The sequence below is a fragment of the Pseudomonas caspiana genome, assembly GCF_002158995.1.
GTDB lineage: Bacteria > Pseudomonadota > Gammaproteobacteria > Pseudomonadales > Pseudomonadaceae > Aquipseudomonas > Aquipseudomonas caspiana.
Window position 1 is genome coordinate 1 of sequence record NZ_LOHF01000031.1, and the last position, 19,783, is coordinate 19,783.

At 60.2% G+C, this 19,783-nt stretch carries 17 protein-coding genes; 4 read left to right on the top strand and 13 right to left on the bottom strand.

Going from position 1 to position 19,783, the window contains the following annotated elements:
- Nucleotides 1–187: 187 nt before the first annotated feature.
- The 13 genes from AUC60_RS24770 to AUC60_RS24830 all read right to left on the bottom strand — a co-directional run bounded on the left by AUC60_RS24770 (nucleotide 188) and on the right by AUC60_RS24830 (nucleotide 16,606).
- On the bottom strand, nucleotides 188–400 hold the full coding sequence (locus AUC60_RS24770; protein ID WP_087273824.1) for a hypothetical protein: 213 nt from the start codon (nucleotides 398–400) through the stop codon (nucleotides 188–190).
- 77 nt (nucleotides 401–477) lie between these two features.
- Nucleotides 478–5,973, bottom strand: a complete 5,496-nt coding sequence (locus AUC60_RS24775) for an AvrE-family type 3 secretion system effector (RefSeq protein WP_087273826.1) — start codon at nucleotides 5,971–5,973, stop codon at nucleotides 478–480.
- A gap of 86 nt (nucleotides 5,974–6,059) precedes the next feature.
- Complete coding sequence (gene sctU, locus AUC60_RS24780; protein ID WP_087273828.1) at nucleotides 6,060–7,148, bottom strand: type III secretion system export apparatus subunit SctU; 1,089 nt, start codon at nucleotides 7,146–7,148, stop codon at nucleotides 6,060–6,062.
- The gene (sctT, locus tag AUC60_RS24785) at nucleotides 7,145–7,951 is read right to left on the bottom strand and encodes a type III secretion system export apparatus subunit SctT (RefSeq protein ID WP_087273830.1); all 807 of its coding nucleotides are present in this window, start codon (nucleotides 7,949–7,951) and stop codon (nucleotides 7,145–7,147) included. Before sctT ends, sctU begins: the two co-directional genes overlap by 4 nt.
- Nucleotides 7,952–7,953: 2 nt before the next feature.
- A complete protein-coding gene (sctS, locus tag AUC60_RS24790) occupies nucleotides 7,954–8,217 on the bottom strand; it encodes a type III secretion system export apparatus subunit SctS (RefSeq protein WP_027902897.1) in 264 nt (87 codons plus the stop codon).
- Nucleotides 8,218–8,224: 7 nt separating this feature from the next.
- Nucleotides 8,225–8,878 carry a type III secretion system export apparatus subunit SctR gene (gene sctR, locus AUC60_RS24795; protein ID WP_087273832.1) on the bottom strand — a complete coding sequence of 218 codons (654 nt, stop codon included), beginning with the start codon at nucleotides 8,876–8,878 and terminating at the stop codon, nucleotides 8,225–8,227.
- Nucleotides 8,875–10,032: a FliM/FliN family flagellar motor switch protein gene (locus AUC60_RS24800; RefSeq protein WP_087273834.1), complete on the bottom strand. Its 1,158-nt coding sequence runs from the start codon at nucleotides 10,030–10,032 to the stop codon at nucleotides 8,875–8,877. The genes sctR and AUC60_RS24800 overlap by 4 nt, the downstream gene beginning before the upstream one ends.
- A complete protein-coding gene (locus AUC60_RS24805) occupies nucleotides 10,029–10,640 on the bottom strand; it encodes a type III secretion system HrpP C-terminal domain-containing protein (protein ID WP_087273836.1) in 612 nt (203 codons plus the stop codon). Before AUC60_RS24805 ends, AUC60_RS24800 begins: the two co-directional genes overlap by 4 nt.
- Nucleotides 10,637–11,113, bottom strand: a complete 477-nt coding sequence (locus AUC60_RS24810; protein ID WP_087273837.1) for a hypothetical protein — start codon at nucleotides 11,111–11,113, stop codon at nucleotides 10,637–10,639. The genes AUC60_RS24805 and AUC60_RS24810 overlap by 4 nt, the downstream gene beginning before the upstream one ends.
- Complete coding sequence (locus AUC60_RS24815) at nucleotides 11,103–12,470, bottom strand: FliI/YscN family ATPase (protein WP_087273839.1); 1,368 nt, start codon at nucleotides 12,468–12,470, stop codon at nucleotides 11,103–11,105. Before AUC60_RS24815 ends, AUC60_RS24810 begins: the two co-directional genes overlap by 11 nt.
- Nucleotides 12,464–13,384, bottom strand: coding sequence for an FHA domain-containing protein (locus AUC60_RS24820; RefSeq protein WP_087273840.1), 921 nt, complete (start codon nucleotides 13,382–13,384; stop codon nucleotides 12,464–12,466). The genes AUC60_RS24815 and AUC60_RS24820 overlap by 7 nt, the downstream gene beginning before the upstream one ends.
- A 28-nt stretch (nucleotides 13,385–13,412) precedes the next feature.
- Nucleotides 13,413–15,506 (bottom strand): type III secretion system export apparatus subunit SctV, encoded by a 2,094-nt coding sequence (gene sctV / locus AUC60_RS24825; RefSeq protein ID WP_087273842.1) that lies wholly within the window; start codon nucleotides 15,504–15,506, stop codon nucleotides 13,413–13,415.
- Nucleotides 15,503–16,606 (bottom strand): TyeA family type III secretion system gatekeeper subunit, encoded by a 1,104-nt coding sequence (locus tag AUC60_RS24830; RefSeq protein ID WP_087273843.1) that lies wholly within the window; start codon nucleotides 16,604–16,606, stop codon nucleotides 15,503–15,505. Before AUC60_RS24830 ends, sctV begins: the two co-directional genes overlap by 4 nt.
- A 282-nt stretch (nucleotides 16,607–16,888) precedes the next feature.
- On the opposite strand from AUC60_RS24830, the gene AUC60_RS24835 reads away from it, so the two are divergent.
- The 4 genes from AUC60_RS24835 (at nucleotide 16,889) to AUC60_RS24850 (ending at nucleotide 19,583) form a co-directional block, all read left to right on the top strand.
- Nucleotides 16,889–17,434 carry an RNA polymerase sigma factor gene (locus AUC60_RS24835; protein ID WP_087273846.1) on the top strand — a complete coding sequence of 182 codons (546 nt, stop codon included), beginning with the start codon at nucleotides 16,889–16,891 and terminating at the stop codon, nucleotides 17,432–17,434.
- A gap of 249 nt (nucleotides 17,435–17,683) precedes the next feature.
- Nucleotides 17,684–18,406: a hypothetical protein gene (locus AUC60_RS24840; protein WP_144443297.1), complete on the top strand. Its 723-nt coding sequence runs from the start codon at nucleotides 17,684–17,686 to the stop codon at nucleotides 18,404–18,406.
- A gap of 73 nt (nucleotides 18,407–18,479) precedes the next feature.
- Nucleotides 18,480–18,899, top strand: coding sequence for a hypothetical protein (locus AUC60_RS27750; protein ID WP_144443298.1), 420 nt, complete (start codon nucleotides 18,480–18,482; stop codon nucleotides 18,897–18,899).
- 189 nt (nucleotides 18,900–19,088) lie between these two features.
- On the top strand, nucleotides 19,089–19,583 hold the full coding sequence (locus AUC60_RS24850) for a lysozyme family protein (protein ID WP_238599637.1): 495 nt from the start codon (nucleotides 19,089–19,091) through the stop codon (nucleotides 19,581–19,583).
- The last annotated feature ends 200 nt before the right edge of the window (nucleotides 19,584–19,783 follow it).

Consider the following 19,783-nt stretch of genomic DNA (forward strand, 5'->3'; position numbering starts at 1 on the left):
ATGGGGCAAGAGCGTTTTGGTTACTTTTGTCTGGGCCGGCTTCCGGATCTATCAAAAGTGACGCGCTGTAAAAGTGCAACCCCAAAGCAGCCGTTATCGCAGCAATGGATAAGCGCACAGATAGGGGGGATCAGAGCAGCGCCGAACGCCGCATACCGCAGCAACGTTCGGCCTGGAGGGGAGAGGCTTAGTAAGTCGCTGGTTTGTTCTCGTTAGCGCTGGCGTAGGACACCGGTTCGCCGCTGGGCCCGCCGGTGATCAGGTTTTTTGCGGCTTCGAGACCACTGCTGGCCAGTTGCTGACCAGCGCCCTGGGCAAGATTTGCCCCCAGGTCTTTACCGAGATCTTTAGCCATTGGAACGGCTGCGCGTGCTGCGGTGGCGATGACTGCTGGGATCATGATGCTTTCCTTTCAGGGTTGGTAAAACAGGGTTGAGGTGAAACGAGGGATAACTTCCTGCGTGGCGCCTGTAAGCATCACAGAGCACCTGTACTGCGTGGCCCGCTGCCGGTATTGGCACTGTTGCTGGCGCGCTCCACGGTGGTTTCACCTGGCTTGGCCCGGCCAGCGTCTTCTTCGCTGTGCAGATCCTTCTTGTTGCGTGAGCCTTTGATGGCATAGCCCTTGGCACTCATGTCATCACGCACCTGCTTGTCCACCAGCGGTCGCACCAAGAGACCGCCTGGCGTCATGCTGATTGGCCTGTGTTCTTCTTCCTGGCTGTACTTGAGGTCCAGCGAGGCCAGTACCACCGAGTCGGTGACCGATGCACTGCTTTTGGCGGCGAACAGCAGGCTAGGCGTCGCCTTGGCGTCGGTCTGAGTCGCGCTGCGCAGTAAGGTGAAGCGCTTGATCCGCACGTTGTCGTCATTGCTCAAAGCGTCTTCGAGTTTTTTCTGAATGTCCGGGTCCTGCGCGTTCAGGCTGTTTTCCAGGCGCTCCAGTACCTTGGGCTTGAGTTCCAGAGTCACCTCCATGGACGTAGGCCCTGTGTGTTCTGCACGGCGGGCCATTTCCTGAAGCACCGGGCTCTTGTTGATGAAGGCAGCAATCGCGTTGCCATTCTGGGTGGAAGTTCTGTCACGCCAAGGCGCGGAGTCACCGACCAGGCCACCCTTGTTCAGCTGTAATCCTGTGCTGGTGTACTTATGCTCGCCAGAGGCCAGCAAGCGTCCGCCGGTCTTGGACAGATTGTTGTTCTTGACCAGTTGCTGGACGCTGTAACGCAGCTCTTGCAGCGTCTCGTTGTCGTGAGGCAGGTGATCAAGCTGGCTGACCACGCCCTGCAATGCCGCCAGATGGCCGTCCAGATCCGTCACTTTCTGACCTGCATCAATGGCTTTGGTGGCTTTTTCCAGCAGGGCAGAATTATCAGCCGCCTTGGTATTGGCTTTCATTGCGACAGCCAGGGTTTGAGCGTCGGTCAGTACTTTGTTGCACTGCGCTGTTGTGGGTGCGGCAGGCAAGCTGGCGACAGCCTTTTGCAACGCTTCGACCTGATTAGCCTGTTTGGGCAGGTTGCTCTTCAGGCGCGGCAACAGCGCGCGCAAGTCTGTCACGCGCTCTTGCGCTGACCGCGATGACCCTGCTGGCGGGGGCGCGAAGCCGCCTAGCGGATTGGCTTTGAGAGTGGCCGGCGCCTGGGCGGGTGAACAACGCTCCAGATCGGTCAGCAGGGCTTGCCGGTCGGTCAGTGCCTTGGCAATCTCTTTGTCTTTGAGCACCTTGCCCAAGGACTTTTCCACGTCGTGCAACTGAGGCGTGGTCACAGCCTTGCCGGGCTTGAAGTTGAGGGTGAATTTGTCGTTCTTGGCCCGGTCCAGCGCGAAGCTGACGCTGAGGGCGTCAGGCAACACGGTCTGACCGAGTGCGACGTTATTGTTGACGCCCATGTTGTTAGCGGTCGGGTCAGGCCGCACGACGCCGTTGGTGGCCAGCCCGACCCGGGCATAGGCCCCTGCGCTGGCGGCGGGCAGCACATCAAAGGCGCGTTTCTTCGCCACAGCATCTGCGCCTTCGCCCTTGTGGGTGGTGACGGTGGTCTTGGAGTTGCTCAGCAGTGTGGCTTCAGCATTGATCCCGGCCGTGGCGCGCAGAAAGGCGTTCCACACGCCGCCGCTTTCGTTGCGCAGCAGCGTACCGCCCAGATTCAGCCGTCCGAGGTCGACGCCAATACCGGCGCCCAGCGTCTGCTGATTGACCTTGCTGGCTTCTACCGAGCCCCCCTTGTCCTGGCCTAGACGATACAGGTCGGCCAGGGAAGCGCTCGGGTCGAGCAGGTTTTCCATGATGTTGGCCATGCTGGCGTTGCTGGCACTTAACCAGCCCGCTATCGCGTGGCTTTGAGTCAGTTTGAAACTGGCGTCGGCACTGTACAGTTCGCTGCCACTGCTCGGGTTGCCCTTGGGATCGGAGCCGAACAAGCGTGCGCTAACCGCCGAGGGGGCGTGGTAGTAACCGACGTTCAGGAACTGATTGGTGCTGTGGCTGTTTTTCAGGCCCAGCGTTGTTGCACTTTCACCGCCCTCGGTTTCCAGGCTGATCCCGTGTTCACGCCCCGCGCCAAAGTTGAAATAGATACCACCGCCATCCGGGGTCAACGGGACGAACATCGCAGGTGTTGTCAGGGTCGCGCCCTTGCTGCGCAGCAATGAGGTCGCATCGCCAACCTGCAGGTTGCCGAAATGATCACCGATGGCGCGCAAATCGTCAGAGAACGAGCGTGTGGTGTTGTAATTCAGGCCGTGCCGGCCGGTGAGCTCACGGGCGACGGTATCGCGGGCCTGATGCAGTTTTTCCAGTTCGCGATGGCTGACGATGCCGTTGTCGCTGAACAGTTTGATATCGCTGTTTTCATAGGCCATGCGCAGGCCCTGCAACTGATCCAGAGTCGTGCTGCTGCCGGGCCTGGCGTTTGCCTTGGCGCTGGTGATGATGCCGTCCTTTGGCACCGGTCCCAGTCGTCCCAGCAAGTCGCCCATTTGATGCAATGTCTGTGCATCCAGCAGCACGCGATCTTCCAGCAGGCTGCTCGGACTCTTGTTGCGGCCCGTGTTGTCCAGATTCGGTCCTTGTTGGCGGGTTGGCAGCGTCAGGCCCAGGTTCGTCAACTCATCGAGTTTGGTCCGCGCCTTGCTGGTGGGACCAAGTCCGCTGGTGCGCAGGGCATCGCCCATGACGCTGACTGCGCCGCTGGCTCGGGCATTGGGCACCGGCGGTTTCAAGGCGTTACCGCGCTCATCGAGCAGACCATGAATCTGGCCCAGACGGACGATGGCCTGGTAGCTGCTGTCCTCGATGTCCTCGTGCAGGGCCTTGAGGTTTTTATGCAGTTGCGCCTGTTCCTGAGCGGCTCGGGTTTGTGGCACAGCATCGCTTTTCAGCCGTGCTATCCCTGTCTCCAGTACCGGGCCGCCGGGTCTGGCTTTGCTGAAACTTTTATACAGCCGCAGCGACTCTTGATAGATCGGGTTCATGCCCGCACGGTCGCGCGCGCCAGAGGTCAAGGCATGGTTGCCCGCGGCCTGCAGCTTCTGCTTGATGTTCTCGCCTGAATTGAATGCTTGCTTGAGTTCTTTGGCGTTCGCCTTGGGGGTTTCCAGAGGATGGAAATGGTGTTGATAGGAATCGCCCATCTTGCGAAGCCCTTCGGCGGCGGTCTTGAAGATATTCTTCGCGCCACCGGTACGCACATTGTCGGTGGTTGAGCCAAACATGGTGGTGGTCGCCGAGCCGTTGGCGTTGCCGATTTTGGCGGTCTTGTGATTACGCGCCTGCATGCTTTCCATCTGGCTGTTGGCCGCAGGATTGGCCTGTGCCTTGGCCGGGCGCAGTACCATTGCGCCAAGGCGATCATAGGACAGCTCCAGCGAGTGGGTGGTCGGCTCGGGTTGAACCGTCTGACCGTTGGCATCTGTGGTGCGCGGATGTGACAGCGTGGCTTCGATCACCGGGCGCTTGTTCGGCCCCATCTCGACCTTGCCAATGGCCACCCGGATGCCGGGCAACTGAGTCTCGCTCAGGGATACTCCGGGCAGTTGCATAACGGCGGCTTTGACCTGATCCTTGAGCATGTCGACGCCGTCTTCATTAGGCTCTTCGGCAATGCTTTGCAACCCAGGCACCGCTGCGGCCGCCGCACCTTGGGCGGCAGGCGTTTCTGCGGGCTGGGTTTGCAGCCCGGCGGGCTTCCATGCGGCGGTCTCGCCATGGTGGCTCTGGGTCCACTGATCGTGGGGCAGCCGGTATAGATTGTCGCCCGCCGTCACATACAAGTGACGGGCCTGATCGAGTGCCACGCTGGTGACAGGCAACTCGGTACCTTCCACGTCACGGGGGAAGGGAATGTCGATATCCAATCCGTCGATGCTGGCTTTGAGCTTTGCTGGCGCACCTGAGGCGGGTTGAGTGAGCAGGGCGAAATTCTTGTCGTCGAGCACCGCGCAATGGCTGACCTTGTCTTCGCTCAATGTTCGTCCTACCTCCGCCGCGGTCGAGCGTCCCAAGGCCACCGGGTCACCGTTGCCCAGCTTCAGCTTGGGTTGCGCGAAGCTGGCTTCCACGGCTTTGGGTTTGCCGTCCTGAATCACATATGGCTTTTCGTCGAGGCCGCGCACCAGTTGACTGACACCGTGGACATGGAGCTTGTCCCAGCTCTGAGTGGTTTCGTTCCAGCCACACAGATCTCCGGTTTTATTCAGGCCCAACGCAGCACCGCCGTGCAGGCGTACTTGTGTGTCGTCGACGCCGATTCGTTCCGGGAGGCCGTTCTGGTTGACCAGATGCAGTTGCTCGCTCAGCCGCCAGCCGGGGCCCATTCTGCATTGGGTGGGCTCATCTTTATTCGGGATAGTCATCGGCTGAATGAGCGGCGCACTGTGGCGCAAGCCTACGCCGTCACGTATCACCGCCTTGAGCGTACCCGCGTCCGCGATGAAGCCCTCGATCGCCGCCTTGTCGGCAGCCACGTCGCCGATCGCCTGATTCAGGTTAGGTCTCACCGCCTGCATCGCCATGGTGGGTTTTGACTTCCAGTCATCGTTGAGCAGCTTGTGATGCAGCCCACCTTCCTTATCCAGCACAAACAGCGTCGGGCTGCCATGGGTGTGACTGGGCTTGAGCAACCCGACGCGCTGGACATCGATGGGGGTGCCATCGTGCTTGAGCAGGCTGAGCTCGACACCTTTCTTACGATCAGAACCTTCGGTGAGGTGAATCTTGCCGTTGCGCTTTAACTGGACCTCATGGCTCTTGATCGCGCTGTGGTCGCGTATGTCGTCCTTGTGGCGATACTTGATCATCTCGCCGCGCTGATCCAGCGACAGCCGCGAGATGTTGTCCTGCAAGGGCTGCGCCCGGGCCCAGCGCTGTGCTGTTCGGTCAAAGCTGTACAGGGTGCGATTGTGCAAGGTGTGCTGGACATTGTGCTTGTCGGTGAAAATGCCGCTGCTTTCTGCCTGGTGGCCTTTGCCCGCCGCAACCAGCGTACTGACTCCCTGGGGCATCGACGACTTCAATGCACTGATCACTGCATCGGTTTGTTGCAACTGATGATAGTGACCGTCCTGATCCTGCATCTGGTAGCCCTTCACGCCGATGCCAGTCTCATGCTGATTAAGCGCGCGAATGTTTTTGTAGCTGCCTTCGGCGTTGAGCTTTTGCGTGATTGCGTGCGCGGAACTGGAGTTGACCATCTGCAGACCGGAGGTCTGGCCGTCGCGCGGCACGCGCATCAGGTTGTCGTGCCACTCGCGTTGCTCATGCTTGCCGACGTCTCGCTGGCGGGCACGAAACATCCCGGTGACTTTGCTGCCCGCCTTGATCAGAGAGTTCGCGACGCCAACGTGGGAGGGGCGATCACGAAGCTGATTGAGTTTCGGGGCCTTGCCCTGACTGTGCAGCGGTGGCGCGGCAGGGGGCTGCTGGACGTTCTGGGATTGGCCATGCAGGCGCGATAGTAATGAGTTAATCATTCCGTGAATGCTCGTCTCAGGGCTGTTACTGGTGTGTGGTCCATAGCGCTGAAACGGTTCCCAAACACTGGTGACGGCATTTGGGGTCAGAGCATGTCGATATCGTTCGCCTGAATGACTTCACGCTTGGCTTCGTCGTCCAGTTGTTTGATCACGCCGTATATCTGCGCCACCGCCTGCAGCGTGTCGCGCGGGATGAAGCGACCTTCGGGCACGCGGTACAGAACACGGGCGAGCCACACGCACTGGACCACCGGAATGCGTTCACGCTTTGCTTCGTCGATCAGCGCCAGAGCGCCGGCATCCAGATGTTTGCAGTGGATCCGGGGCAGCGCCGTTTCGCCAGGTTTGTAATACAGGGCGACCGCGTAATGGGTCGGGTTGACGATTAATACGTCGGCATCCTTGACCGGTTTGGGCGGTGCTTTGGGGGTTTGATTGAGCAGTTCGTGAGCGAGTTGGCGGCGGTGACCCTTGACCTCCGGGTTGCCCTCGGAGTTTTTGTATTCCTGCTTGATGTCTTCCATGCTCATGCGCAGTTGCTTGGCGTGGAAATACTTTTGAATGGCAAAGTCCGCCACGGCGAGTACCAGCAACAGCCCGCAAGTCACCCGCAAAATTCGATGGAACAATGTCGACAGGGCGTGCCAGAAGGTCACCAGATCGGTGTGCACCAGACTGACCAGCGTGCCCAGGGCGGGCTCGACGATAAACCACATGACGGTTGCAATAATCGCGGCCTTGACCACGCCGGACAACGACGTGACCAGGCTACGCATGGTGAACATTTGCTTGAGGTGGCTGAACGGGTTGAGCTTTTCCATGGTGGGCTTGAGCGCTTCGGGGGCGAACAGGAAGCCGAATTGCATCCAGCTTCCGACCAGGCGCATAAGCATCGCCACGCCCACACTCAACGCCGCAAAAGCGGCCACCAGCCAGACGCCCTGAGTGACCACTTCACCCACGGTGCGCAGGAAGGGCTGATTCATGCGCGTCATGGACAGGTTGATCAGCGCCTGCAGCTTTTCCATGCTGACGTCGGCCATGCCCAAGGTGATTTCGCTGACCACCACCAGGATCAGCAGCTTGGGCAGATCCTGACTCTGCGCCACTTGCCCGCGCTTGCGTGCATCGCGAATCTGCTTGGGCGTGGCGTCCTGATTCTTCTCGCTCATGGCGCCGGTTCGCGAGGGCCAGGGACCATTAGCAGCAGCGTGTGCCGCACGTCCTTGAGCAGTTCAAGGCGCTCGGTGCCCAGGTCCATCAGGGTCGGCAAGTAAATCACCAGGAACGCGAGGCCGATCACACACTTGGCCGGCATCGCGAGGATAAATACGTTCAGTTGGGGGCTGTAGATACCGATCAATGCCATCGCTGCTTCGACCATCAGCAACAAGGCAATAAACGGTGCCGAATACAGCAGTAAATGGGTGAAGGTATCCTGCAGGATTCCCAGATAGACATCGAAGCCTTGAGCTTGCAACGCTGGCCACCAACTCGTTGCAGGCCAGATCTGATAGCTGTCCCAGATCACCTGCATCAGCAGCGGCAACCCGCCAATGATCATCAACAGCATGATCATGGTTTCTTCGAACAGCTGGGATAACGGCGTTACGTCGGCACCCAGTGCCGGGTTGAGCTGGCCGCCTGTCAGCGCGCCACGCTGGTTGTCGAGCAATACACCTACCGCACTGAATAAAAAGAACGGCAGGTACAGCACCAAACCCATCAAGGTGCCGAGCAGCATTTCCTTGAAGATCAGAAAGAAGATGTCCGACCATGATTTGCCCAACTGACTCAACTCCTGGCCGATGCCCGGGGCGGGGATCAGCGCGAGCGCCGTCAGTACGGCATAGCGCGGCAGACCTTTGAGGTGTTTGAACAGAAACGCGGGGACCAGAAACATGCAAGGGTAAAGGCGCGCCATGGACAAGGCGATGCCGTTGAGCAGCTCGTAGGCGAACTGGGCGTCGAACATGCTCAGCCCTTACCGGTCTGGGCAATCATGTTGAACGCCAGGTTTGTCAGTTGAATCAGCTCGACGCCGATCCAGCGGCCGGTCATCGCCAGGGTCACACCTACCGCGAGCAACTTGAGGCCGAACGGCAGGGTTTGATCCTGGACTTGCATCAGTGCCTGCACCAGCGAGGTCAGCACACCTACCGCGACCGCCACGATCAGCGGCGGTGCGGTCAACAGCACCACCAGGATCATGCCCTGTTTGAACAGGTTCAAGGCTTCCATCGCGACCTCACATGTAGGAGTAGAAGAGGCTGTCGAGCAAGCGCGTCCAGCCGCTGACCAGCACGAAGAGCAGAATTTTCAGAGGCAAGGAAATGGTCATCGGCGAAACCATTTGCATGCCCAGTGCCAGCAGCAGGTTGGAGACGATCAGGTCAATGACGATGAACGGGATGTAAATAAGAAAGCCGATCTCGAACGCCGCTTGCAGCTCTGAGAGTACGAAAGCCGGGATCAACAGCAGCAGATCTTCGCGGCTGGCGGCATCGGCCATCGCCTTGGGCCACATGCGCAGGGCGTTTTCATGCAGGTGAGTCAGCACGTCGGGCTCTACGTTGTGGCTCATGAACGCCTGAAGCGGGGCGAGCAGCGCCTGTGCGCTCTTACCCAGGCCTTTGGTGTCATTCAGTTGCAGCGGATGCTCTTGAGCAATGGTGGTCATTTCGGAAAACACCGGCGCCATGACAAACAGCGTGGCAGCGAGCGCGATGCCATACAGCGCCATGTTCGGCGGCACTTGCTGCACGCCAATGGCATTGCGGGTAATGAGCAGCACCGAAGCGATTTTTAAAAATGAAGTGCACACCACTAACAGGAAGGGCAGCAGGGACAGCGCGCCGAGAAACAGCGCCAGCATGATCGGGTTAGTGTCATTGAGCGTCATCCGCGCTCATCCAGCTGGGTGATCTGCAAACCGAGGCGGCCTTCGACATCCACCAGTTCGCCTTGGGCCAGTCTTCGCTCGCCGTAATAGAGACCGGCCAGCCCCGGCGTTACGCCGGGAACTTCAAGGATCGCGCCGGGTGCCAGGGCGGCGAGATCGCCCAGGGTCAGACGTATCTGGCCGCAACGCAGCGTCAGCGGCATCGCCAGGTCAGCGAAGGCTTCGGTAGGGTTTTCTGGCGACTGAAGGGGCTGATCGGCGTAATCGTTTTCACCGTCAATCTGCCCGGCAGGTTCGGTGTAGTACTGATCCGCATCAGGATGAGCCTCTTCAGCGAAGGCGCTTTCGGCATCGACCTCATCGGCATAACTGTCTTCGTCCGCCCAAGGGTCGGTGTACTCGGCAATCGGTTCGTCCAGCTCATCACGGTCTGCCACCGTCGTCTCCTCGATTTCCAAAACTTCCAGTTGCAACCGTTCAGGCTGTTCACAAACACGGACCTGGAGACGGCGCTGCCCAAGGGTCAACACACCCAAGCCTGCGATGTCGAAGTCGGCCTCGGTGGGGCACAGCACGTCACCGGGTCGCAAGGTTTCGAGCGTTTGCCGGGGCAGATTCAGACTGCCCAGACGCAGCGCGAAAGCCAGCGTTAAACCTGAGTGGTCTCGTGGTGGATTTACGTTCCATGTGGGCTGGTCGAGCCAATCAGCAAGCGCAGGTGCAGAGACCGCGAGCACACTGTCGACGCGGCCCTGACTCAATTGCAGGGTCATCTCGCAGTACACCCAATCGGCTTGTGCTGGTTCAGAGGCTGGCAGTGGTTTCAGGGTACCCAAGACAGCGGCCAGTTCTGCCGACAGCCCGGCGTTGTATAACGGCCATAGCCAGCCGTCGTCGGCGTCGGCACTCAAAAAAACAGGGCAGCTCGACCATGCAGTGAGCACCGGCTGGGCATCAACGAGCCCAAGCGGTCCTAACGCGCTGTCGAAGTAATGCAGTGCAGCGGTTTCAGGTGCACGGCGGCTGGCCTTGAGCGTCAGTCGGCCTGCTTGGCCCTCCACGTTGAATGCCATCCACGGCTCGCCGGCCAGCTGTCGGGACAGGCGAGCCTGAATATGGCTGACGCGCCGCAGCGGCAGCGCCTGGGCATTCATGCGCACCCCCGGTGACGCACGCTGAGGTTGACGGGCTGACACAGCGCGCGGCTCAGATCGTCCTGGCAGCGCGGGTGGTTCTGGCGTAAATGCTCGGCGGCATGCGCTTCGGCGCAGTCCAGATCAATGTCCCAACCGCGTGGTGGGCGGTTACGCGCATTCAGTCCGATGCGGCCCAGGTTAGGCATGAACAGGGTGGCTTGCAGTGCCTGACCGGTGCCAGCGGGAAGACGCATGGTCAGGTCATCAACCAACTGGTTCCACGCGGCGAAACCTGCGCTACCCATACCATCAGCCTGGCCAGCAGACGACTGGCCGCGTGAGCCGCCTTGCCCCTGGCCGCCCATGCCGCCCAAAGGCGCCAGCAGTTGCTGGAAAAACAGCCCGTCGGCCATGCGTTCTGATTCGCCGTGCCGGGTTTTGCCGCTGTCTCGGCCCGGCGCTTCTCGAGGCCGATCAAGTTCGTTGGGGCTACGGCCTTGCGTGCGCGCAGCGGCACCTTGTGTTTGCGGTCTGTCGCGAGGTGTATCGCGCTGGGGCTCGTGCCGTTCCGGCTTGGCAGGCGTGTGATGATCGAAAAGGGCGTGTGCAGGGCTGCTGAGATTCATGTCCTCTCCTGTGGCAGAGCCAGGGTTTCGCGCAGGCAGGCCAGTTTTTCCAGGGCGCGCTGGCTGGCGCGCAATTGAGCCTGGGCCTCGCTGACACGCACGTGCTGGGCGTCAAGTTCCAGATTCAGGCGTTGGGCGTAAACGCGCAGTTCGGTTTGTCGATCCATGAGTTGTTGCTCTTGCTGGTGCCACTGCTGGATAGCGTTGAGGCTCATGACTTGCCCCTCACACTGCAACGCCAGTGCCTTGCGCGCCTGCTTTTGCTGGCGCAGGTCTTCGGCGCAGTCTTGATCGGCCTGTTCAATCGCCGCCTGCATTTGCTCGGCCTGTTGCCGGGCTTCACGGACACGACGCTCCAGGCTGTGCTTGCGTAACTCACGCAGCGGCGTGATCAAGGTCACCACCTCGACCAGCGCATCGCGCTGCGGATCGGCATCCGGTGCGGCTTCCTCTACAGCCGGTCTACGGCGCATGGGCTGTCAACGCATAGAGTTGTTCAAGGGTGTCTTGCAGGTTCAGCGGTTCGCGCAGGTCCTGCTGCAAAAACTCGTTGATCTGCTCGTGCAGTTGCACGGCGCAGTCCGTCATTGCGTCGTTGCCGGGGGTGTATTCGCCCAGACGCAGGAGCATTTCCACTTGTTGATAGGCCGCCAGTAAACGGCGCAGGGTGATATTGCCGCGCTGATGTTGCTTGTCGGTCACGCTGCTGGTGATACGGCTGAGGCTGGCCTGCACGTCAATGGCCGGATAATGGCCGCGCTCGGCAAGCTTGCGCGACATCACGATGTGCCCGTCGATCAGCGAACGGACTTCATCCGCCACCGGATCGTTCATCGAGTCCTGCTCGATCAGGACGGTATAGATCGCGGTGATTGAGCCTTGCTCGCTACGCCCGGCGCGCTCCACCAGACGCGGCAGCAGGGTATAGACCGAGGGCGGCAGGCCGCCGCGTCCCAAGGGTTCGCCCGCAGCAATGCCGATCTCGCGTTGGGCCCGGGCAAAGCGGGTCAGCGAGTCGATGAGCAGCAGCACGCGCTTGCCCTGTTGCCGGTAGGCCTCGGCAATGGCGGTGGTGGTGAAGGCTGCGCGGGCGCGTTCCATGCTCGAACGGTCCGAGGTGGCACAGACCAGAACCGAACGGGCACGCAGTTCTTCGTCCAGTTCGTGATCGAGAAACTCGCGCAGCTCGCGACCGCGCTCGCCGATCAGACCAAATACGATTACGTCGCACGGCATGTTGCGCGCCAGCTCTGCGAGCAGTGTGGTCTTGCCGCAGCCAGCACCGGCGAACAGCCCGACGCGCTGACCTTCACCGAGCGTAATGGCCGCGTCGATGGCCCTCAGCCCGGTGGGCATGGCATCGACGATACGGGGCCGCTGTGTGGGGGGAATGGCGTCACAAATTACCGGCTGGGTCGGGCGATGGTCTCCGGGCAGGGCGAACGCACCGTCGCCCTGACCGTCCAGACGTCGTCCAAAACCGTCCAGCACGCTGCCAAGCAGGCTGTCATCGACACTCACCGAATGGACGACGCCCAGCGGCTCGATCCGCGCGCCTTGCTCGATGCCTTCTGGTGTACCGAGGGCACTGAGCAGCGTGCAGTCTTCGGTGAAGCCGACGATCTCCGCCAACATCGCTTCGCCACCGGTTTTGTAAACGCGGCACAGGTCGCCTATGCGTACCGCCGGGATCTGGCATTCGAGCAGGATGCCGTTGACCGCGCTGACCCGTCCGCTGATCACCACTGGCGAGAGCGTGTTGAGGCGTGCTCTATAAGCGTCGGCCCACTCTGCCAGTTGGACGGTTTCGGCCAGCGCTGCGCTCACCATTTCACCTCATAGTGCTCGTCGCCATCGAACTCGACGTGGTCCCTGTCGATTTTGGTCAGGCGCAGGCCGTCCACTTCGTCGCCCAGAAACAACCGGCGGTTGTCAGCCAGCACCACGTGGGCGCGTTTGCCACTGGCGATCTGAACAATCTCGAAGGGCAGTTTGCGACCGAACGGCTTGACCTGATCGAGCACTGCCACTTCGCTTTTCTGCTGCTGGCCGAAGCGTTCCAGCATGCGTTTGTAAAGCGCCATCTGCTCAGGCGTTAACGACCCTTTGAGCACGATGCCCTCGGCGCTGGTGCTCACGCTGACCGTATCGCGCAGTTCTCGCTCGCGCAGCATGATCTGCAGCTTGTCGGCAGTGTCTTTCGCGCTCAGGGCTGCAGGCTCGCGGGGCTGCGTGGCCGGAAGCGAAGGGCTAACGGGCCCCGGTGTGGTCAATGCCCAGGCGCTGCCCGCCAGGGTAACCACGATCCCGGCAATGGCCAGGCGCTTGTGCAGCGCCGGGCGTTTGGTCGGCCGTGAAGGCTCTATCGTTTCTTGCGGCTCGACAGTCGAGTCGCGGAAGTCAGTCCGGGCGTGCTCACCGGCTGGCGGTGGTTCGACCACCGCTGGCCACTGCGCTGAACTGGGCATGATGCTCAATTGCACAGTGCCCAACCGGAATGTCTGTTCGGCGGCCAGCGCGTTCAGGCTGTCACAGGGCTGGCCCTGCTCGTCGAACAGCGAGCCGTCTTCGGCCTCCAGGCGCCAGGTTTCACCGTCGCACGTTAAACGGCAGTGGCGTCGGGCAATGCCGGGGTCTTGCAGCAGCAGGTCGTGTTGTTCATCACTCCCGACCAGCCAGTGGTCGCCAATCAGTGGCAAGGCCGCACCGCGGTGCAAGCCGTTCAATACGCGCAGTTCGTACATCACTCACTCCTTGAACGGGTAGGCAGACTCATGCCGCGTTTTCGTCGGCGATGGTTTGCAGTTGATCGTCCAGGTCCAGGCGACCGAGCACCTTGACCTGCGCCGTGCTGTTGAGCTCAGCGAAAGACAGCACGGGAATTTCATGGAATTCATCCTGCAATAAGGTGCGCAACGGGCTGCGCAGGTCCTGTGCGACCAGTAACACCGCCATTGCCTTCGAGCGACGCGGGAAGGCCTGGCGCAATTGATCGACCAACTGCTGGCTGGCTTCGGCGGGCAGGGCGAAAAAAGTTTCGTTCTGAGTCTGGCGCTGGCTGTCACGCATCAAATGCTCGCTTTCCGGCGACAGCAGCCAGACCTGCAAGCCTTCCGGGCCGCAGTACTGGTGGAAGATCAGCGACTTGAGTGCGATGCGCACGTAGTCGGTCAGGGCGCCGATTTCACGCTCGTGCTGGCCGTGCTCAATCAGTGCTTCAGCAATCAGGCGGATCGCGCGCAGCGGCACGCATTCGCTGGCAAGGCGTTGTAGCACTGCCGAAAAGCGTGCGAGAGGAAGGACCCGCTGCATCTCTTGAGCGAGTTCCGGCTGATCGCGCTCCAGCCAACTGAGGATCGCCTTGCTTTCCTGCAGCCCGATGAATTGCGGGCCACAGGCTTGCATGGCGCGGAACATGCGCTCAACGATCAGTTGGGTTGAGTTACTGGGGTGCAATCCTGGCTCTTGCAGCGTGGGATCATCGGCCGGTATCCACAGCAGGTCGGCCTCTTCGCGTGCGACATTGCCAGGATGAGCGTTGATCGGTTCCGCAGCCAGAAGCTGTCGCTCTACGGCCAGGAAATCCTGAGTGAACGTGGCCTGGATCACGGGCACCTCGTAAACCAGGAAGCGGAATTCGTCTGCAGGCAAATGGCCGGCGTACTCGATGTCGAAAGAGGGCAGGGTGATGCCGAACTGCGCCACAAGTTGGTTGCGGCGCTGACGTACCTGGCTGATCAATGCCATGATTTCCGGCTGGTTCTGGCCTGGATTGAACTGCAGCAGGAAAGTGCGGCACGGGAAGAACTCGCGAATGTCCCGGTCACCATTCTGTTCTGGTGGCACGTAGGCAGCGACGGCTTGGGTCTTGGGGCTGCGGCTGCGCATCAGGCACACGCCCAGCGTGCCGATAAGGATGGAAATGATCACGAACACCATGGTCGGCATGCCCGGCAGTGCCGCGAAACCGAGCATGGCCACTGCCGCAATGACCAGTGATTTCGGCTGCGCGCCCAACTGTTTGGCAATGTCGCCGCCGATGTTGGAGCTTTCGTCGCTTTCCTCATTGGGTACGCGGGTGATGATCATGCCCGCGGTGACCGAGATCAGCAGCGCCGGAATTTGCGCGATCAGGCCGTCGCCAATGGTCAGAACCGAGTAAAGGTGCATGGCGTCGCCAGCACTCATGCCGTGCTGGACCACGCCAATCGAGATGCCGCCAATAAGGTTGATCGCGACGATGATCAGGCCGGCGATGGCGTCGCCGTTGACGAACTTCATCGCGCCATCCATGGCCCCGAACAGCTGGCTCTCCTTGCCCAGATCCGCTCGACGCTGACGGGCCTGATCGACGCTGATGAGTCCGGCGCGCAGGTCGCTGTCGATGGACATCTGCTTGCCAGGCATCGCGTCGAGAGTGAAACGCGCACCCACTTCTGCAACGCGCTCGGAGCCCTTGGTGATGACCAGGAAGTTCACGACGGTCAGGATCAGGAAGATCACCATGCCCACCGCGAGGTTGCCGCCGACGACGAAGTTGCCGAAGGCTTCGACGATGTGCCCGGCATCCTGTTCAAGCAGGATCAGCCGGGTAGTGGCGATCGACAACGCCAGACGGAACATCGTTGTCAGTAGAAGCACTGCGGGGAAGGTCGAAAACGCCAGCGGCCTGGGTAACTGCATTGCCAGCATGATGAGTATGCAGGACACGCAGATGTTCACCGCGATCAGCACGTCCACCAGCCCGGTAGGCAAGGGCGTAATGAACATGAAAACGATACCGATGACGATGATCGCCCCGGCAACTTCCGAACGTTTGGAGGCGGCGATGGCCACCCGGGTCAAGCCATTGAGTACGGCATTCATAAACGGCTACTCCGGTCTGGCAGGGCCTTGCGCTCGCTTTGCCCGAGTTCGTCCATGATCAGCAAGACGTTGCGCAGCGAGGTCTGCCGACTCTTGTCGTCGCGCCATAGACTGTTGGGCAGGTCGGCAAGCAAATGACGCAGGCCATTGAGAAAGGTCAGTTGCAGCGTCGGCGACGGGCCGCCGACTTTTTCCGAGAGTTGCTGGGTGTCGCGTACGTTCATTGACTGGTTGGCCAGTTGCATCAGCTGACGCATCAACAGCAGGCCGCTCAAGGTCATGGCCGGATTTTTGGCCGCCATGCGGCTGGCCAGGTCCGAGCAGCCATGTACCAGATTGTTGAGCTGAGTGGTGCGCCCGAGGCTTTCCATCAACGAGCGCAATTTGCCCTCCTGAGGCAATTGCGCGAGGTTGGCGATATCGTCGGCGAGGGCTTGCTGCAGGGCCCGCAGCCCCTTGATGAAGTGTTTCTCGCCACACAAATGCAGTACCGCTTCCAGGAAGTTGCCCAAAGATGGGTTCTTGATCAGGTGCTGGTAGTAGATGGTGCGCAAGTTGTCGCGCAGATCCGGGTCTTTCACCGCGTGGGTCAGCGCCGGGGTGACACTCAACCCGGTTTTTATCTCCTCGCCGTGCTCGGCATCCAGCGCGTCCAGTTGCGCCTGGGCCTGTTCGGCCTCTGCATCGTTGCCCTGTTCCTTGGCCTGGTGAGCGACTTCGCTGAGCAACAGGTGCGTGCGAAGCGGATTGTCGCCTTGCTCCTTGACCATTTCCTTGACCGATTTCTGCTGCCGTAGCTGCTGGCGCATTTTGTTCAACCGGGCGTTCAACTGCGTCGGCGCATGGTTGCTCATTCCCTGAAGCAACTGTTGCAGGCTCATCGGCTGACTGCTGGCGTGCTGCCCGCAAACCACTTCGCGCTGGCTCAAAGGCTTGCTCATAGAGGCGAGTGCAGCGCTCATCTGCTGCATCAGGCGCACAGACTCGCTGTGTTGATGGACGCTCGCCGCGCCTGCTTTCGCGACAGGAGAAGCAACGGGTTGCGGCGTCGCGGTATGCACAGTGGCGTGCGGCTGGGTAGTGATGCGGTCGAGGGACATGAGCCGTATACGCGTCTGGAGAACACTTCTCTGTGTGGTCGCAGGCGCTATCCGGTTCCACGCGATGAACAGGTCAGCGTGTGATCTAGAAGATTTGCAAGATGTTGCGAAGGTTTTCCTGAGTACTTGCAAAAGCTTGCGTACAAAACATTCCGTGATTCCGATAAATGTATTTAAAAACAATAGGTTGAGTTGTTTTTAAAGGCTGGCACAGGTTTCGCTATAGGAGTCTTAGTATCGCCGTGAAGCGCTCACGACGAGGATCTAAGGGAATAATTCTGTATGAACGCGATGAACCAGAGCTTACTGCCCACGCGGACCGGCACCTCCTGCTTCGCCCAGTTGACCCAACAACAACTCCAGAAACTGCAAAACTTCATACATAAGCGCGTCATTAATCAGGAGGACGCTGAAGACATTCTTCAGCAAACGTTCGTTGAAGCATTGAATGCCGAAAGCCGCTTTTTGCAGCAATGCAAACCCGAGACCTGGCTATGTGGTATCGCTCTGAACCTGATCCGTAATCATTTTCGCAAGCTCTACCGTCGGCCCATGCATATCGAATTTGAAGAGCAACTCGCGCATGCTGAGCCAAGTCTGGATATTTGCGGTCACATAGAGAGTTATCGAGACCTGGAACGCACCGTTCAAGCCATCGCCGTGCTGCCAGCCGTCATGCGTCACACGCTGGAAGTTACTGTCGAGACAGAGGGTAGCTACCAGGATGCTGCCGATGTCTTGGGTGTGCCGATCGGTACAATCCGCTCCCGACTGTCCAGAGCCCGTACGCAGCTGCGTGATAATCTGCCAGAAGGTTTTCGCGCGTGAGAGGTGAGCATGTCGAACTTCAAGATTGGAGGTCCGCGGCCAATACAGCCCGGCGTAGGGCCTGTGCCATTACGGGCGGCTCAAGATCACCTTGACCAGTGCTTGCAGAGAGCCGGCAATGCTGCGTGGTCTGGCATGCCAAGCGCCCATGCACACGCGTTCCAGCGATTTTCCGAGCGTCGGCGTGTTGTGTTCGGTGTACGGGCCAGAGCATCGGGATCGATCCAATTGTTGGTTGACGGACAGCCCGTGTGGGAGCTCGACAGCTCGACGGGCTTCAGTCAGCCAGACCTCTCGCCATTGCCCAATGCCTTGCCCCAGAGCCCAAGCCTTGTAGTCAGTGCTGCCCTGCTCAGCGACACTCGCATGCGCCAGATGCTTAACGAGGGTGAGGTATTGGCCATGGGCGGGGAACGCAACGGGATACAGAGTTTGCAGACCCTGGGTATCGGTAATCACATTCTTTCGCTCCTGGCACGGCGCGAAACCCCGGACCAGTGGAGCCTTTGGCAAGGCAGCACGCCTTTGACACTGGGTGCCAGACGGGCTGAGCCGATCGGTGCCGCGGGTGATTACGAGCTATTACTGCTGGCACCGCTGCTCGATTGCGGTGGCCCCAGCTATGCGGAAACCCAGCTCTGGAACGCTGCCTACAGGCGCAGCCTGGGTGACAGCCCCGAGCCCGATGACCCTGCGTGCGCCGAGCTGGCCGGTCGCATTGAAATGATCCTCGCCGCGCTGGATGACGATGCTGCCGGGATCGCGCCGCTTGAGCAAGACATCAGGCCTCGTCCGGGCGGCCTGGCGGTGGAAGACTTCCCTGCGATGCTGTTCCTGCCACATCCAGTTGGCGACTATCCCGCGCAGTGTCCGATCGCCAATCGTAGCGACCTCTATCAATTGCTGGACACCCTGCACAATGCAGGCCTGGCGCTCGATATCGACCCGGGCTGGCGTGACCTGATCGACTGATCGATGACATGCAACGTTTTCGCGTGCTGTGACCACACAGGATGATGTGGGTGACGCAAGTGGAGATGTGATCATGAAAATCATGCTGTGCCTGGTCATGGTGTTGATGCCTTGTCTGGCGCAAGCGGCATGGCCTTCCCCCAGCGCCTGCTATCAGGCTCACAGGGCTGCAAGCCAGCGTCTGGCTCAGGCGATTGCAGATCAGGACAACGTCGGTGCAGCTAAATGGCGTGGACAGCTAGCAACCATCGTTGCGCAATGCCGGGCAGCGCAGCAAGCGCAGGATAACCGCCGGACCCAGCAGCGCTACCTCCAGGAGCGCCAGCAGCAAGAACAACTCAACCAGCAGCGCTACCTTCAGCAGCGCCGACAGCAAGACCAAATCAATGAGCAGCGCAATGCCCAACGTCGCATCGTTGAGCAACAGCGCCTGCGTCAGCGAATTCAGCAACAGCATCTCAACCAGCGCAACATGCCGGACATCCGTTACTGATGCCCGATGTTTGTCTATCTACCGTCAAGGAAGCTTTATGAATATCAGCCTTAGTATTCGACTTTCCGGTTTCGCATTGAATAACGATGAGGTTGCTGTCGATTCGCGGGGCAACCGGCAGATGTTGGCATGACGCGGGCGCGGCGAGGGAGGAGAGGGCAGCTAAGTGCGCTGCTGGCGTTTTTTGGGGTGCTAGCGGCTGATCCCGCCTGGGCAGGCCCGCCCACCGCGTACCGGCAGGTGGCCGAGGCCGCCGGTGTACCGGCGCAGTTGCTTTATGCGGTGGCGCAGACCGAAAGCAATACGCAATTGCGCATCGGGTATTACCCATGGCCCTGGACCCTGAATGTCAAGGGCAAGCCGCTGCGTTTCGAAACTCGCGAGGAGGCCTGTCAGGCGGTGCTCAAGGCAATCTCTGAGCAGGGTGTGTATGCGGTGGATATCGGTCTGACCCAGCAGAACTGGGGTTACATCGGTCGCGCCCGGTTTCGCGAGCCCTGCGACGCCCTTCATCCGATGAATAACCTGCAAAGCGCTGCCTTGTTGCTGCGCCAGTATTACCAGCAAACCGGGGACTGGGTCAGCGCGGCTGGCATGTACCACCGCCCGGCGGGTGGCGAACCGGCGCGGCTTTATAAAAGCAAGATTCAGGAACGACTGAAGCGCATGGTTGCTGATCGCTGATCGCTGAACGCATGGGCGTATCTGCACAACTTTCATGGGTAGGGATGTTTTTGTGCATATCCTTTACCGCGTTAATGGCTTCTATTGGTTGCGCCCTTACGGCGCCTCACTTTTGATGGAGCGCAAAAGTAAGCAAAACGCTCTTGCCCCACCACTCGGTCCCTCGCCTAGGCTCGGAATGCCCGCCCGCAGATCTGAAA

What these genes read in the sequence shown, in the direction of transcription:
- AUC60_RS24805 (WP_087273836.1), bottom strand. Translation starts at nt 10,640, where the DNA reads ATGAATCTCAGCAGCCCTGCACACGCCCTTTTCGATCATCACACGCCT.
- AUC60_RS24770 (WP_087273824.1), bottom strand. Translation starts at nt 400, where the DNA reads ATGATCCCAGCAGTCATCGCCACCGCAGCACGCGCAGCCGTTCCAATG.
- AUC60_RS24820 (WP_087273840.1), bottom strand. Translation starts at nt 13,384, where the DNA reads ATGTACGAACTGCGCGTATTGAACGGCTTGCACCGCGGTGCGGCCTTG.
- AUC60_RS27750 (WP_144443298.1), top strand. Translation starts at nt 18,480, where the DNA reads ATGAAAATCATGCTGTGCCTGGTCATGGTGTTGATGCCTTGTCTGGCG.
- AUC60_RS24835 (WP_087273846.1), top strand. Translation starts at nt 16,889, where the DNA reads ATGAACGCGATGAACCAGAGCTTACTGCCCACGCGGACCGGCACCTCC.
- AUC60_RS24775 (WP_087273826.1), bottom strand. Translation starts at nt 5,973, where the DNA reads ATGATTAACTCATTACTATCGCGCCTGCATGGCCAATCCCAGAACGTC.
- sctU (WP_087273828.1), bottom strand. Translation starts at nt 7,148, where the DNA reads ATGAGCGAGAAGAATCAGGACGCCACGCCCAAGCAGATTCGCGATGCA.
- sctT (WP_087273830.1), bottom strand. Translation starts at nt 7,951, where the DNA reads ATGTTCGACGCCCAGTTCGCCTACGAGCTGCTCAACGGCATCGCCTTG.
- AUC60_RS24810 (WP_087273837.1), bottom strand. Translation starts at nt 11,113, where the DNA reads ATGCGCCGTAGACCGGCTGTAGAGGAAGCCGCACCGGATGCCGATCCG.
- AUC60_RS24800 (WP_087273834.1), bottom strand. Translation starts at nt 10,032, where the DNA reads ATGAATGCCCAGGCGCTGCCGCTGCGGCGCGTCAGCCATATTCAGGCT.
- sctR (WP_087273832.1), bottom strand. Translation starts at nt 8,878, where the DNA reads ATGACGCTCAATGACACTAACCCGATCATGCTGGCGCTGTTTCTCGGC.
- sctV (WP_087273842.1), bottom strand. Translation starts at nt 15,506, where the DNA reads ATGAATGCCGTACTCAATGGCTTGACCCGGGTGGCCATCGCCGCCTCC.
- sctS (WP_027902897.1), bottom strand. Translation starts at nt 8,217, where the DNA reads ATGGAAGCCTTGAACCTGTTCAAACAGGGCATGATCCTGGTGGTGCTG.
- AUC60_RS24815 (WP_087273839.1), bottom strand. Translation starts at nt 12,470, where the DNA reads ATGGTGAGCGCAGCGCTGGCCGAAACCGTCCAACTGGCAGAGTGGGCC.
- AUC60_RS24830 (WP_087273843.1), bottom strand. Translation starts at nt 16,606, where the DNA reads ATGTCCCTCGACCGCATCACTACCCAGCCGCACGCCACTGTGCATACC.